The organism is Propionibacterium cyclohexanicum, from assembly GCF_900111365.1.
Lineage (GTDB): Bacteria > Actinomycetota > Actinomycetes > Propionibacteriales > Propionibacteriaceae > Propionibacterium > Propionibacterium cyclohexanicum.
In genome coordinates this window covers 20,709-33,837 of the sequence record NZ_FOGZ01000027.1, presented here as the reverse complement: position 1 = coordinate 33,837, position 13,129 = coordinate 20,709, and the positions used below count along the sequence as shown (strand labels likewise).

Genomic DNA, 13,129 nt, shown 5'->3' with positions numbered 1-13,129 from the left:
CCCTGGGCTTCCGCAACCTCACCAACTACATCGCCAGAAGCCTGCTCGAGACAGGCGGATTCAGACCCCAACTACACCCTCGATTGGGATGAGCCTGATATCGCATCATGGGGCGGTCGCAGAACACGAGACTTCCTCGTCCGTCACTGGGCTGAAGCGCCAGAAGGATCGCCTGTGCGGCGCTGCTGTCAGCCGGGACGCTGATCGGGGAACTGTTCTGAGACGGCACTCATCGATCTCGCCGCGAATCCGAAGGACGGTCGATATCACCGGCGTCACCGACACTCTCGCGTCGCGAGACCGCGGCTCTCGCCCAGATGAGGATTGCCGCAAACCCTCACATGGGGGTTGGCGTCGCGGCACTGGGCAGCTCACGCCGAGGATCGGCGAGCGGCACAAGGCAGCTCACCTTGTCCACCGCACCCTGCCGCGACGAGGCGCCCACCTTCTTGTAGAGGCGGCGCAGCTCGGTCTTCACCGTGTTGACTGACAGATAGAGCTTGTCGGAGATCTCGGGGATGGTCAGTTCGGTCGTGAGCCAGTTCGCCAGGTCGAGTTCGCGCGATGTGAGCGGCGCGACAGTCGTCGGGCTCAGCATCGGGGCCAGATGATCCTTGCGCAAGGAGAGACTGGCCCTCACACGCTTACTGAATTCGGGTTCGCGGTGGGACAACCTGTGAAGAAGGCTGTCAAAGGGGTCTGGCGGCACGGCTACCGGCACGACCATCATGCCGGCTGTCTCCATCGCCAGATGGGCGGCCCGGGAGAACTCCCGGTCGGCCTGCGTTCCTTGACCCAGCATCTCGAAGGCCAGCGCCCTGCGCAGGTAGATGCCCGGATAGGTTCGCAGCGAATGACTCGTGACGTGCCGACACTCGTCGGTGGCGCGCAGCGCTTCCCGGGGCCGGTTGACCAGCAGCTGCGCACTTGCATTGACCAGACCCGCACAGACCGAGTGATGCGGCAAGGGCTGCGCGTTCTGCATCGTCCTCAGCGCCTCTGCGGTGTCCCCCAGCTGCAATAGCGCCAGACCCTTGAGTTCGTGAGCATATGAGTGGACAAATCGCGGCGCACGATGTGCCATCACGCCATTGAGGATCTCGTCCATATTCGCACTGGCACACTGGTAATCCCCTTCGAGGAAGGCAATCCTCCCCTTCGCCAGGGCGCGCACGCAGCCACCGACCAGAGCGACACTGCCCTGGTATGCAATGGAGGCGATCATGGATTCCAGCGCAGTGACATCCTCAGTGCGCCCTGCGGTGAACACTCGGGCCAGGATCACCGGCCACGGCGCAGTCTCTCGAGGTCTCGGGCTGAGCAACATGGCCCGTGAGCAAGCACACGAGGCCTCGTAGAACTCCCCGTTGATGGCGAGAGCTGCCGCAAGGATCCCCTGAGCCTCCGCTGCGCAGGTATCGTCGTCTCCCTGCACTGCCTGATCGGCGGCAATACGCGCCAGATCGCCGGCTTGCCTCGTGTCGCCGGCCAGCAGATGGGTCTGTGCCACCAGGGAGGTACACCGTGACAGGAGCCTGGGATCAGCGTCCAGGCTTATCTGCCGCAGGAGCGCAAGGGCCTGTTCGGCTGCCTTGAGCGCGTCATCTATGCGGGCGGAGTACAGCAGCCCGCGACTCAGTGCGGTGGAGAAGGCTGCGTGCTCCACGGGGCGCCAATTGCGTCGGTCGCGCATTTGTGAGCCTGTGATCACCGCATCCACGTGTGTCGCGCGGGCAGTTATCCGACCATCGAGACCCGATTCGATCATCGCGCACACTGCCGATTTCAGGTCCGTGAATCCAGCTGAGGGACTTCCCAACATTTCATTCACGTCGAGATTGCCCATAGCGGTCGAGGTTAGCAACGAGTGCGCTGAGTCTCAGGCGTGACGCAAATGATGGGGCATACTGTCTCAATTTGCTCCTTGGGCTGACCAGCCGTGGTCCTCCGTGCCGGATGGCGGCGGCTCTTCTTGAGAGTTCGGCCGAGTCTCGACGAGTTCGCCTCCGCGTCGATGAGCGCTCCCCTGAGCGTTCGGTCCACGAAGACCCAGGCCACGAGGCGACCCGTTCGATGCGTCATCGAGGCGGGATGTGACCGTTGCGGACAGCCATGGAATTCTAGGAGGGCTGCAACCGTTGCACGAACCGACAGCCCCGACCGTCGCCTCCCGACGAGTCGAGGCCGGGGCTGGCAGGCTGAAGGGAACTCATGAACGACCAGATTCGCGATGTCATCATCGTTGGTTCGGGGCCGGCTGGCTACACCGCTGGCATCTACGCGGCACGGGCCGGGATGCGCCCGCTCGTGCTCGAGGGCTCCATCGATGCCGGCGGTGCATTGATGAACACCACCGAGGTGGAGAACTTCCCCGGTTTCCCCGATGGGATCATGGGTCCACAGCTCATGACCAATATGCGCACCCAGGCAGAGAAGTTCGGAGCCGAGCTCATCACCGACGACGCCACCGAGCTGGAGCTCTCCGGCCCCGTCAAGGTGGTGCGCGACACTGCCGGGAATCCGTACCGTGCCACGTCGGTGATCCTTGCTATGGGCTCGGGCTATCGTCATCTGGGCCTGCCCGAGGAGAGCAGCTATTCCGGGAAGGGCGTGAGCTGGTGCGCCACGTGCGATGGCTTCTTCTTCCGCGGGAAGGACATAGCCGTTGTCGGCGGTGGCGATTCGGCGGTCGAGGAGGCCACCTTCCTCACCCGTTTCGCCAACTCGGTGACGCTCATCCATCGCCGCGATCAACTGCGGGCCAGCGCGATCATGACGAAGCGGGCGCACAGCGATCCCAAGATCAAGTTCGCCTGGAACAAGCAGGTCGTCGGGCTCGGTGGCGACCCGACGCTGTCCCAGCTGACGCTCAAGGACACCAGGACCGGTAGCGTGGAGACCCTGCCGGTCTCCGGGCTGTTCGAGGCCATCGGGCACATTCCCCGCTCAGAGTTGATCAAGGGTCAGGTCGATCTCGATGCCGCCGGCTATGTGCTCGTGGACGGCGACTCCACCCGGACCAATCTTCCTGGCGTCTTTGCCTGCGGCGATCTTGTCGATCATGTCTACCGGCAGGCAATCACGGCGGCCGGGACGGGTTGCCGTGCCGCCCTCGATGCCGAGCACTACATCGTCTCGCTGGACGACTGAGCAGTTCCCGGCCAACAACGAAGCACGCCTCATATCGGGCGCGTACAGAGAGAATGGACACCATGGCAACAGTGACAGATGTGACCGATGCGACCTTCGAGACCGAGGTGCTCAAGGCCGACAAGCCAACCCTCGTGGACTTCTGGGCGTCCTGGTGCGGGCCGTGCCGCATGCTGAGCCCGATCATCGAGCAACTGGCCACGGAGTACGGCGACAAGATCAACTTCACGAAGATCGACGCGGATGCGAACCCGCAGGTGACCTCCTCACAGTCCGTCCTGGGCTTGCCGACAGTGAAGGTGTTCTCTGGTGGCCAGGTGGTCAAGCAGTTCACCGGGGCACGCAGCAAGGGTGCGGTGAAGAAGATGCTCGACGAGATCGTCGGATGAGCAAGCGCTCACCTCGCTCGGTCACCCTGCAGCGCGTCGACGAGGCGCACTATCGAGTGGTGAACGAGCGAGGGCTCAGCCTCGACTTCGGCCACGGTGACGGGCTGTTCTCTCCTGTCGAGCTGCTGCTCGCCGCCATTGCCGGGTGCAGCAGCGTCGACGTTGACTCCGTGACCACACGGCACAGCATTCCCGAGAGCTTCGAGGTGAAGGCTTCGGGTGACTACACCGTGGACGGCCAGGGGGCCCATAAGTTGGAGGATGTCGTCCTCGACTTCGCAGTACGCTTCCCCGACAGTCCCGAAGGCCGAGCCGCCGAGCGGCTGGTGGCCCGGGTCGTGAAGCTGAGCCACGACAAGGAATGCACCGTCTCGCGGACTGTCGAGTTGCCAACCTCCGTCACGAGCATGGTGGACGGCCGCGTGGTCGCCGCCAGCGGCGGAGCGGGTCGCTGACAGGCGAGGATATGTCCCCTGATCGCTTTGTCGACAAATAGATATATCGAGTAATTGATTCGTCCTCGCGGACGAGCTCATACGGTGATGGCCCGCAGGCTCTGCCTGCGGGCCATCACCGTATTCGTGTCGGTTCCCCTGGCTCCCCAGCACGGGAGCGCAGCACTCCACGAGCCGTCACTCACCAATTCCAACGATGAGCTGTCTCCCCGCCGCGAGGGCGAGGAGCGTCAGAGGGGCCTTGCGCCGGCTCACCGCTCAGCCCGGGAACAGTGTGAGAATCCGCGCCAGATCCTCTTGATCGGCGAAGTCGATGGTGATATGACCCTTGTTCTTCCCGATCATCACCTTCACGCGAGTATCGAGACGCTCCCCCAGATCGGCGGCGATCTGTTCCGCCCGCTCATTGGGTTGCCGGCTCTGCCGGGCTCGGGTGCTGTGGGGCTCGGGGTTCGAGCCGAGTGCCACGATCTCCTCGGTGGCCCGCACGGACAGCCCCTCGGACACAATGCGCTGGGCGAGCCGTTCCTGCGCCAAAGGGTCGGACAGCCCGAGCAAGGCGCGCGCGTGTCCCGCGGAGAGCACACCCGCTGCCAGGCGTCGCTGAACAGTCGGGGGAAGCTTGAGCAAACGGATGGTGTTCGAGATATGCGGACGGGACTTGTTGATCCGTTCGGCAAGCTCTGCGTGGGTGATGCCGAAGTCGTTCATCAGCTGCTCGTAGGCCGCGGCTTCCTCAATGGGATTGAGCTGCACGCGATGCAGATTCTCCAGGAGGGCATCGGTGAGCATGGAGCTGTCGTCCGTATGCCGCACGATGGCGGGAATGGTGTCGAGACCGGCCTGCTCATGGGCCCTGAGTCGCCGCTCGCCCATGACGAGTTCATAGTGGTCATTCCCCGTGGCGCGCACCACGATCGGCTGAAGCAGACCCACTTCCGATATGGAGGCCGCCAGCTCCGCCAGCTCTTCCTCGCTGAAGACCGTGCGCGGTTGCCGAGGATTGGGGACAATTCTCGCTACCGGTAGTTCTGCATAGTACGAGCCGTCCGGAAGGGCCTGGGAGGTGTTGCGTTCCGCGACCGAGTGTGAGTCGACGGGAGACCCCTTCTCAGTGCTGTGAGTGGGAGTCTCGGAATTCACGATGTCCGTGCGCTGGAAGAGCTCCCCCAGACCACGACCCAGACCTCCTGAACGTGGACTCACTGTTCCTCCCCGGTTCCACGACGGGCGATCTCTTCGGCGGCGGCTCGATAGGCATTGGCTCCGACAGATCGGGCGTCGTAGGTGATCACCGATTCTCCATAGCTGGGTGCCTCGCTCACGCGGACGGATCGTGGGATCACGGTGTTGAGGGTTTGCTCATGGAAGTGAGTGCGCACCTCATCGGACACCTGAGCGGCGAGCTTGGTGCGCCCGTCGAACATGGTGAGCATCACCGTGGTAAGCCGAAGTGCGGGATTGAGGTCCGCGCTCACGAGATTGATTGTTCGCATCAATTGCGAGACGCCTTCCAGTGCGTAGTACTCGCATTGGATGGGTACCAGCAGTTCCTTGGCCGCGACGAGCGCGTTGACGGTCAGCAGGCCAAGGGAGGGCGGGCAGTCGTAGAAGACGTAATCCACGTCGTGGGTCTTGAGGAAGTCGTCCACTGCTGTGAGGAGGCGTCGTTCCCTCGACTCGACAGCGACGAGCTCCAGTTCCGCCGCAGCGAGGTCAATGGTGGCCGGGCTCACGAGAACTCCCTCGGCATCGGGCGACGGGCGCACCACCTCGTCCAGCGGTGTGCCATCGAGCATGACCTCGTAGGTTCCCGACACACCCTCCTGGTGCGCGATGCCCAGCGCAGTGGAGGCGTTTCCCTGAGGATCGACGTCGATGACCAGAATCTTCAGTCCGCCCTGAGCCAGCGCGACGGCCAGGTTGACCACGCTTGTGGTCTTTCCTACCCCGCCCTTCTGGTTGGCAACGACCATGGTCCGGGTGGTCGTTGGTTTGGGGAGCCGGATGATGGGCAGCTGTGTTTCACGTGAAACATTCCTCTCCACCCGACCGGGATCCACCGCTCGCTTGGGTACCGGCTCGGCGTCTGGCGGTAGTGGCGGGTTGAGTTCCTGGTCCGGACTCATCTGCCCCGATGTCATGTCATCGGCGCTCAACGCGGGCGGCGACGAATGGTCGGATCCCGCTGGGATGAGCTCGGCCTCGAGGGCCTCCCCGGCCTTCTTCTTGTGCTTGGCCTTTCGAAGTTTCATTTGCCCGCCTTGCCAGCTGCCACACGCGGGGGGTCGCCGTGCTCACGTTCCGGCGAGGATGTTTCACGTGAAACACTCCTCCGGACAGCTGGGCTCACCGGATATCCCAATGGTTCCGAGCTATGAGAGGTCTCCGTTCGGGGCCAACCCAGCGGTTCACCGGACACTTCACTCCACCTCCGCGATACATGCGTGGCCACTCTATCGGGTCACCGGCTCACCCACGCAAGCGAAAGCTTCGACCACGTCAACCACGCCCAGCGCTGCCTCGCAGGACTCACCCACGCACGGGCCAGCTGCGAGCAAGTCGTGGACCGTCGTCGCGGACAAGAGCCCGTGACAACAATCAGCAAACGCGGCGAGCCCGCAAGACCGTCACTGGTTCGATCAACGACGATTCGCGTATGGTGAGCGGCTCGGCCTCGAGCCCTCGCAGGTCGAGGACTCGCCGGGCCTCGATGAGCTCGTCATGAACCGAACGTCCCTTGAGTGCCAGAAGCTGTCCACCCCCGGCTATGAGCGGCTCCACCCATTCCACGAGCGTTGTCAGCCGAGCCACGGCGCGAGCAGTGACGACGTCATAGCAGAAGCCGTGATCTTCGGCACGCTCCCTCACCACCCGAACGCTCTCACCCAATCCCAGCTCCTCGACGGCCGAGACCAGGAAGTTCGAACGACGCAGCAAGGGCTCGAGCAGAGTGATCCTCAGATCGGGGCGCAGCACGCCAACGACAAGACCAGGCAGGCCAGCCCCACTGCCCACATCGATCACCGAGGAACCCTGCGGGATCAGCTGCGTCAGCGCAGAACAGTTGAGGATGTGCCGGCTCCACAGCCGCGCCGGCTCACGGGGTCCCAGCAGACCCCAGTCAACTCCTCGACTTGTCAATATATCGACATATCGATTCATCAACGCGGCCCTCGCGCCGAAGAGCTCCCCCGCAATCCCACGCGCGCGGGACTCCTCCTCGGCGCTCGGATCGGCTGGTTCAGCCGAGCCACCGCCGGTCGCGCGCTCCCCGGGCTCACCGGGCTGCGGGCCACCGCGGTGGCGCACTGCTCCCTCTGGGAAACTGTTGCCGGACATGGCTGCGTCCACTCGTCTCCTCAGCGGGCCGCCTGGACGACTACCCGGCGCTGTGGCTCCTGACCCTCGGACTCACTGTGCATGCCTGCCGCCGCCACGGCATCGTGCACCACCTTGCGCTCGAAGGGGTTCATCGGGGCCAGGCGCACCGGCTCACCGGTCGCATTCACCGAGTTCACCGCATCCTGGGCAAGCAGCTGGAGCTCCTTGCGCCGCTTCTCGCGATGGCCCGCCACATCGAGCATGAGACGGCTGTGGTGGCCGGTCTTCGTCATGACCGCCAGGCGACACAGTTCCTGGAGTGCCTCGAGCACCTCGCCGTCGCGGCCCACGAGGATCGTCGACTCGGTGTCGATGGAGACGTGGGCGCGATCCCCCTCGGTATAACTGTCCAAATCGCCATCGAGGTCGGCGATGTCGAGCAGCTCCTCCAGATAGTCGGCTGCGACGTCACCTTCTGTGATGAGGATGTCCTCCTGCGAGGGCGCGGCCGCGCCCCGGTCCTGCTGCGAGCCGGCCGGCGCATCTGGCTCCTCGAACTTTGCATCCTGCTCCGCCGGCACGCCCGCGGGGCTCTCCTGGTCGATCGGCTCCCCGTCGACACCCATCTGATCGCTCATATATGTCTCCTAGCATGACTCACTGGTCGTTCTCCCGACGTGGCCCATCCGGGCAGACAGTCCTCATCGTGCGAGTCACCGGCCACCCACGGTGGCGGTGACCCCGAGAATCACTTCTTCTTGCGGGCCGAACGCGTCTGGTGAACCGGCTGGGTGCGGCGCACGACAACCTGGCGTTCCCCCGAGCTGCTGCGCACTGTCTGCCGAGTGCTGTGCTGGCGAGCCACCACGGCGTGGCCAGCGGTATCGCTTCCCGAAGTGACAACCGGCGCGCTGGCAGCGTGCTTGCGCGCCTTGTTGGCCCGGCGCTCCTCGATGGCCCGCGGATCCTTGCCCTGCTCCCGCATCCGGTCCTCCCACTCGACGTAGGCAGGCGTGCCGGGGGTCGGGTAGTTGCGGATGATGAAATACTGCTGGGCCATCGTCCACAGGTTCGTGGTGAGCCAGTAGACCAGCACGCCGATCGGGATAGCCAGACCGGTGAACAGATACATCGCCGGGAACAGGTAGAGCATCATCTTCTGCTGCTGGGCCATCGGGCCGGTCAGCGCGCTGGGCGGCATATTCCGCTTGAGCATGTGCAGCTGCTGGAAGAACATCAGCACAGTCATCAAGATGATGAGGATCGTGGCGAGGATCTGGGTGGCGCCGAAGCCGTTGTTGATCGGCAGGAAGGTGCCCGACAGCTGCGCTCCGAAGATGTTGGCGTGGCTCAGGGAGTGGACGAGTTCCGGATCGCGCTGCAACCAGTAGCCGTGCACATTCTGGCCAGTGGACGCGCTGCTGAGCACCCGGAACAGCGCGAAGAAGATCGGCAGCTGGATGAGCAGCGGCGCGCACGAGGAGGCCGGATTGACACCCTCCTCCTGGTAGAGCTTCATCGTCTCCTGGCCGAGTTTCTCCCGGTCTGAACCGTATTTCTTCTGCAGCACCTCGAGCTTGGGCTGGAGGGCTTGCATGGCCCGCGAGGAGTTGAGCTGCTTGGCGTACAGCGGCATCATGATGAGCCGGATGAACACGGTCAACAGGACGATGGACAGTGTCCACGTCAATCCCGAGTCCGGGTTGAGGAAGAAGGCGAGCAGATCGTGGAAGAACACGATTATCCCGCTCACCGCCCAGTACAGCGGCTGCATGATTGCCGAGCCGATCCGGCCCAAGCTCTCGCCGATGTCCATGAGTGTCAACATCAGGGGATACAACTCACTCACCTCACATAGATGCGCCCGCCGGGCCGACGGAATCGGCCCGGTCGCGCTCGGGGGTCACGCCATCATCGGACAGAGTCTGGCAGGCTCTGAGCCGCACATCCAGATCGGAACCGGGAACCGGATCCACACCACCCAGCGACCACGGGTGGCACCGGGCGATTCGCCTGAGGGTCAGCCATCCGCCACGCACGGCACCGTGGCGGCGCAGGGCCTCCAGCCCGTATTCCGAGCACGTCGGATAGAACTTGCAGACGTCCCCGTACAACGGGGAAACGAGCAGCCGCCACAGTTTCACGAAGCCAATGAGCAGGTACTTCATCAACGTGCTCGCAATTCCAGCCGGTCGAGGCTCTTGCGCCACGCGGCGTCGAAGTCGTGCACGAGACGGCCCGGCTGCTGCGCCGCAGCCGGCAGTGCCCGAACCACCACTCGCAGGCTGCCAGGAAGGTCGGGGTCAGATCTCAGCCGTCCCGCAGCCAGGTGACGCAGCCGGCGCTTCACCCGGTTGCGGGTCACCGCATTGCCCACCTGCTTCGACACGACGAAGCCGACCCGTGCCGATGTCTGCCCCCCGGCCCTGGGGGACGAAGCATCATCGGCGAGGTCGGCATGGATGACGAGGCTGGGACAACCCACTCTCAAACCTCGGCGCACCGTGCTGCGAAACTCCTGGGAGTTGCGCATCCGCGCCTCGGCGGGCAGCACGGCTCAGGCGGACAGCTCGGTGCGGCCCTTGCGGCGCCGAGCCGAGAGGATCCCGCGTCCGGCGCGGGAGCTCATCCGAGCGCGGAAACCGTGCGTGCGGGCACGACGACGGTTGCTGGGCTGGTAGGTGCGCTTACTCACGGGAGGTGCTCCTTGTTCGTGGAATCGGGATGATTCGCATCACTTCCGCCAGATCCCGCGGCCCGACCTTGCCCGGCCCCGGAGTGAATGAGCAAACCGGTGTGGATCAGCAGAAAAGTCCGCTGACGCCAGCGGCCAGGCAAGTTTACGCCACCCGAGCCGCCCCGGCAAAACGCCGGACGACCGAGTTCCAGGCTGCCGCCCCTGAAGCCCTCGACCGGCCCGGAGCGTCCCCATGCACGGCCCTCAACGACGTGCACCCTGTGCACGGCCATCAGTCCCCGTGCACCCTGTGCACGGCCGCCGTGCGGCCCTGTGCACGAGTGGTGGCAGGCCGTCCTGGGAGCTGGCACAACGGCCACCATGCTTGTGGACAAAGTTGTGGATCAGTGTATAACTTGGAAAACCGGCTCTAGGACAGGACCGGCGAAGCACTAGGCTGCCAGGCAGCAATCGACGACTGAGGGTGGACGGCGTGACACGCGACTCGAGCTCAGGCCACGGCGAGTCCGATCTGGCCGAAGCCTGGAAGCACGTCCTCAATGCCTGTGGATCGCGCGGTGGTGCCTTCCTGCGCGGCTCGCGTCCGCTCACCATGCACGAGTCGACCGTGATGATCGCGGTCCCCAACGAGTTCACCCGCGAGCGCATCGAGACGAAGCTGCGCACCGAGATCGAAGAGGTGCTCAGCGACCACTTCAGCCGCTCGATGCGACTGGCGATCACCATCGAGCCCGATCTCGAGCTGGATCTTCGGCCGCCAGACCGGCCCGACCAGGACGTACCCGATCCTGAGCCGGCCGAATTCGTCGCGCGTGAGAATGCCCCGGCGCTCCTGCACGGCCCCCAGCCAACAGCCCAGAAGGCGGTGGCCGAGCCGGGTATCGCCGCCCCGGACGCGAACGAGGGCCGCCTCAATCCTCGCTACACCTTCGACAACTTCGTGATCGGCTCGTCCAATCGCTTCGCCCACGCGGCGGCGGTTGCCGTGGCAGAGGCTCCCGGCAAGGCCTACAACCCGCTCATGATCTACGGCGAGTCGGGACTGGGCAAGACCCATCTGCTCCACGCGCTCGGCCACTACGTGCGCGACTACTACCGCAATGTGCGGGTGAAATATGTGAGCACCGAAGAGATGACCAATGAGTTCATCAATGCGGTGAGCGAGAATCGGACCAACGACTTCCGACGCAAGTACCGCGACGACGTCGACGTGCTGCTCATCGACGACATCCAGTTCCTCGAAGGCAAGACGCAGACGCAGGAGGAGTTCTTCTACACATTCAATGCGCTGCACAACGCCCAGAAGCAGATCGTGCTCACCTCCGATCGCCCGCCGAAGGCCCTCGAGCAGCTCGAGTCACGGCTGAGAAGCCGATTTGAGTGGGGTCTCATCACCGACATCCAGCCACCCGATCTCGAGACGCGGATCGCGATCCTGCGCCGTAAGGCGACCTCAGAGAACCTGCTCGTTCCCCCCGATGTCCTGGAATACATCGCCTCGAAGATCCAGTCCAATATCCGCGAGCTGGAGGGCGCCCTCATCCGAGTGACGGCCTTCGCCTCCCTCAACCGCGAGGACGTGTCCATGAGCCTCGCCGACCAGGTCTTGCGCGATCTCATTCCCGAGGGAGCCGATGGTGAGGTGAGCGCGGCGGTGATCATCAACGAGACCGCGAACTATTTCGGGATCAGCATCGACTCCCTCGTCGGCACGAGCCGCACCCAGACGCTCGTGATCGCCCGCCAGATCGCCATGTACCTGTGCCGCGAGCTCACCGATCTCTCGCTGCCCAAGATCGGCCAGGAGTTCGGCGGCAAGGACCACACCACCGTCATGCACGCCGACCGCAAGATCCGCCAGCTGCTGCGAGAGCGCCGCAGCGTCTTCAACCAGGTCACCGAGCTGACCAACAGGATCAAGCAGAACTCCGTGCGGCGCTGAGCGCACCTGGTTCAGTTCCAGTTCCTCGGCCCCGCGGCATGGCGGGCAATGGCCAGCCGGTAGTTCTGCACGAGGCAGGACGTGGCATGGTGCCAGTCGTGCCGCTCCGCCTCGGCACGGGCGGACGTAGCCATGGACGTGCGCAGCGCCGGATCCTCGACGAGCTGGGACAGCCGCGCGCACAGCTCGTCCGCATTGTGCGGCGCGACGAGGAAACCGTCCACTCCATCGCTGATGACATCGGGTATGCCACCGGCGCGTGCCCCGATCACCGGCACACCGCTTGCCATTGCTTCCAGGGCGACCAGCCCCAGCGTCTCGGTCGTGGAGGGAAAACAGAACACATCGGAGCTGGCATAGGCCCGCGCCAGCTCGTCGCCGGCCAGATATCCGGTGAAGACGGTCGGGGTGGTGGCGAAGGCCTCCTCGAGCTCGCGGCGCTGGGGGCCCGAACCGACGATCGCCAACCGGACACCGCGGGGTGCCAGCCGGCGGATCGGGGTGAGCAGGTCGAGCAGGTCCTTCTCCCTGCTCAGCCGCCCGACATAGATCGCCAGGGGCGCGTCCGGGTGGCCGTCAGTGAGCCGGGCCCGCATGAGCGGATCGGCCTTGTCGGGACGATAGCCGGTGGTGTCCACGGCCTTGGGCCACAGGCCGAGCCGCATCACACCGTGGCTCTCGGCCCGCCTCACCATGGTCGCAGAGGTGCACAGATTCACCTCGGCGCGATTGTGCAGGAAGCGAGTCCAGCGCTGCATGGGCGACCTGGCCCACGGCACCCTCAGTTTGTCCATGTACTCGCCGAGTCCTGTGTGATAGCTCGCCAGCAAGGGAAGATGTCGGTGATGAGCCACGCCTACGCCGAAGGCCGCGAGCGCGACGGGATTCACGGCATGGACGACATCGGGCCGGAAGGCGATCATCTGCTCGGCGATCATCACAGTGGGCAAGCCCACCTTCAGCTCCGGATAGATCGGCCGCAGCGAGAACGAACGGACCCTCTGCACGCGGTGCCCGGCATAGCTTGCGGGCGGCGAGCCGGGCGCGAAGACCAGCACCTGGTGGCCCATCCGGCCCAGCTCCTCGAGGGTGCGCAGCACCCGCGTGACAACCCCGTCAACCTTGGGCAGGAAAACCTCTGTGAACAGCGCTATGCGCATCGCAGCGGGAG

The 13,129-nt window shown here is 64.6% G+C and carries 14 protein-coding genes; 4 read left to right on the top strand and 10 right to left on the bottom strand.

Annotated elements, in window-relative coordinates; translation table 11 throughout:
* Positions 1-337: 337 nt before the first annotated feature.
* The gene (locus BMX93_RS11135) at positions 338-1,693 is read right to left on the bottom strand and encodes a LuxR family transcriptional regulator (protein WP_177170211.1); all 1,356 of its coding nucleotides are present in this window, start codon (positions 1,691-1,693) and stop codon (positions 338-340) included.
* A gap of 518 nt (positions 1,694-2,211) precedes the next feature.
* On the opposite strand from BMX93_RS11135, the gene trxB reads away from it, so the two are divergent.
* The 3 genes from trxB (at position 2,212) to BMX93_RS11120 (ending at position 3,994) form a co-directional block, all read left to right on the top strand.
* Positions 2,212-3,150 carry a thioredoxin-disulfide reductase gene (gene trxB, locus BMX93_RS11130; RefSeq protein ID WP_091971032.1) on the top strand — a complete coding sequence of 313 codons (939 nt, stop codon included), beginning with the start codon at positions 2,212-2,214 and terminating at the stop codon, positions 3,148-3,150.
* A gap of 62 nt (positions 3,151-3,212) precedes the next feature.
* Entirely contained in the window at positions 3,213-3,539 is a 327-nt protein-coding gene (gene trxA, locus BMX93_RS11125; protein WP_091971052.1) for a thioredoxin, read from the top strand.
* Complete coding sequence (locus BMX93_RS11120; protein WP_091971030.1) at positions 3,536-3,994, top strand: OsmC family protein; 459 nt, start codon at positions 3,536-3,538, stop codon at positions 3,992-3,994. Before trxA ends, BMX93_RS11120 begins: the two co-directional genes overlap by 4 nt.
* A 258-nt stretch (positions 3,995-4,252) precedes the next feature.
* Here the strand turns inward: BMX93_RS11120 and BMX93_RS11115 are convergent, their stop codons facing one another.
* The 8 genes from BMX93_RS11115 to rpmH form a co-directional block, all read right to left on the bottom strand.
* Positions 4,253-5,200 carry a ParB/RepB/Spo0J family partition protein gene (locus BMX93_RS11115; RefSeq protein ID WP_091971027.1) on the bottom strand — a complete coding sequence of 316 codons (948 nt, stop codon included), beginning with the start codon at positions 5,198-5,200 and terminating at the stop codon, positions 4,253-4,255.
* Positions 5,197-6,123 carry a ParA family protein gene (locus BMX93_RS11110; protein WP_091971050.1) on the bottom strand — a complete coding sequence of 309 codons (927 nt, stop codon included), beginning with the start codon at positions 6,121-6,123 and terminating at the stop codon, positions 5,197-5,199. Before BMX93_RS11110 ends, BMX93_RS11115 begins: the two co-directional genes overlap by 4 nt.
* 472 nt (positions 6,124-6,595) lie before the next feature.
* Entirely contained in the window at positions 6,596-7,159 is a 564-nt protein-coding gene (rsmG, locus tag BMX93_RS11105) for a 16S rRNA (guanine(527)-N(7))-methyltransferase RsmG (protein ID WP_218139328.1), read from the bottom strand.
* Between the two features lie 197 nt (positions 7,160-7,356).
* A complete protein-coding gene (locus tag BMX93_RS11100; RefSeq protein WP_177170210.1) occupies positions 7,357-7,956 on the bottom strand; it encodes a Jag family protein in 600 nt (199 codons plus the stop codon).
* 110 nt (positions 7,957-8,066) lie between these two features.
* The gene (gene yidC / locus BMX93_RS11095; RefSeq protein ID WP_245725836.1) at positions 8,067-9,146 is read right to left on the bottom strand and encodes a membrane protein insertase YidC; all 1,080 of its coding nucleotides are present in this window, start codon (positions 9,144-9,146) and stop codon (positions 8,067-8,069) included.
* Between the two features lie 22 nt (positions 9,147-9,168).
* Entirely contained in the window at positions 9,169-9,486 is a 318-nt protein-coding gene (yidD, locus tag BMX93_RS11090; protein ID WP_091971023.1) for a membrane protein insertion efficiency factor YidD, read from the bottom strand.
* Positions 9,486-9,872, bottom strand: a complete 387-nt coding sequence (rnpA, locus tag BMX93_RS11085) for a ribonuclease P protein component (RefSeq protein WP_091971021.1) — start codon at positions 9,870-9,872, stop codon at positions 9,486-9,488. Before rnpA ends, yidD begins: the two co-directional genes overlap by 1 nt.
* 3 nt (positions 9,873-9,875) lie before the next feature.
* Positions 9,876-10,013 (bottom strand): 50S ribosomal protein L34, encoded by a 138-nt coding sequence (gene rpmH, locus BMX93_RS11080; RefSeq protein WP_091971019.1) that lies wholly within the window; start codon positions 10,011-10,013, stop codon positions 9,876-9,878.
* A gap of 466 nt (positions 10,014-10,479) precedes the next feature.
* Between rpmH and dnaA the strand changes: the two genes are divergently transcribed.
* Positions 10,480-11,958 carry a chromosomal replication initiator protein DnaA gene (dnaA, locus tag BMX93_RS11075; RefSeq protein ID WP_425438785.1) on the top strand — a complete coding sequence of 493 codons (1,479 nt, stop codon included), beginning with the start codon at positions 10,480-10,482 and terminating at the stop codon, positions 11,956-11,958.
* Between the two features lie 11 nt (positions 11,959-11,969).
* Here dnaA and BMX93_RS11070 read toward each other — a convergent pair whose 3' ends face one another.
* On the bottom strand, positions 11,970-13,118 hold the full coding sequence (locus tag BMX93_RS11070) for a glycosyltransferase family 4 protein (RefSeq protein ID WP_091971017.1): 1,149 nt from the start codon (positions 13,116-13,118) through the stop codon (positions 11,970-11,972).
* Positions 13,119-13,129 lie beyond the last annotated feature (11 nt).

Excerpts from the sequence above, each read along its gene's own strand:
- rsmG (WP_218139328.1), bottom strand. The coding sequence starts at position 7,159 with ATGAATCGATATGTCGATATATTGACAAGTCGAGGAGTTGACTGGGGT.
- trxA (WP_091971052.1), top strand. The coding sequence starts at position 3,213 with ATGGCAACAGTGACAGATGTGACCGATGCGACCTTCGAGACCGAGGTG.
- BMX93_RS11100 (WP_177170210.1), bottom strand. The coding sequence starts at position 7,956 with ATGAGCGATCAGATGGGTGTCGACGGGGAGCCGATCGACCAGGAGAGC.
- trxB (WP_091971032.1), top strand. The coding sequence starts at position 2,212 with ATGAACGACCAGATTCGCGATGTCATCATCGTTGGTTCGGGGCCGGCT.
- BMX93_RS11070 (WP_091971017.1), bottom strand. The coding sequence starts at position 13,118 with ATGCGCATAGCGCTGTTCACAGAGGTTTTCCTGCCCAAGGTTGACGGG.
- BMX93_RS11110 (WP_091971050.1), bottom strand. The coding sequence starts at position 6,123 with ATGAGTCCGGACCAGGAACTCAACCCGCCACTACCGCCAGACGCCGAG.
- BMX93_RS11135 (WP_177170211.1), bottom strand. The coding sequence starts at position 1,693 with ATGCGCGACCGACGCAATTGGCGCCCCGTGGAGCACGCAGCCTTCTCC.
- yidC (WP_245725836.1), bottom strand. The coding sequence starts at position 9,146 with ATGTTGACACTCATGGACATCGGCGAGAGCTTGGGCCGGATCGGCTCG.
- yidD (WP_091971023.1), bottom strand. The coding sequence starts at position 9,486 with ATGAAGTACCTGCTCATTGGCTTCGTGAAACTGTGGCGGCTGCTCGTT.
- BMX93_RS11120 (WP_091971030.1), top strand. The coding sequence starts at position 3,536 with ATGAGCAAGCGCTCACCTCGCTCGGTCACCCTGCAGCGCGTCGACGAG.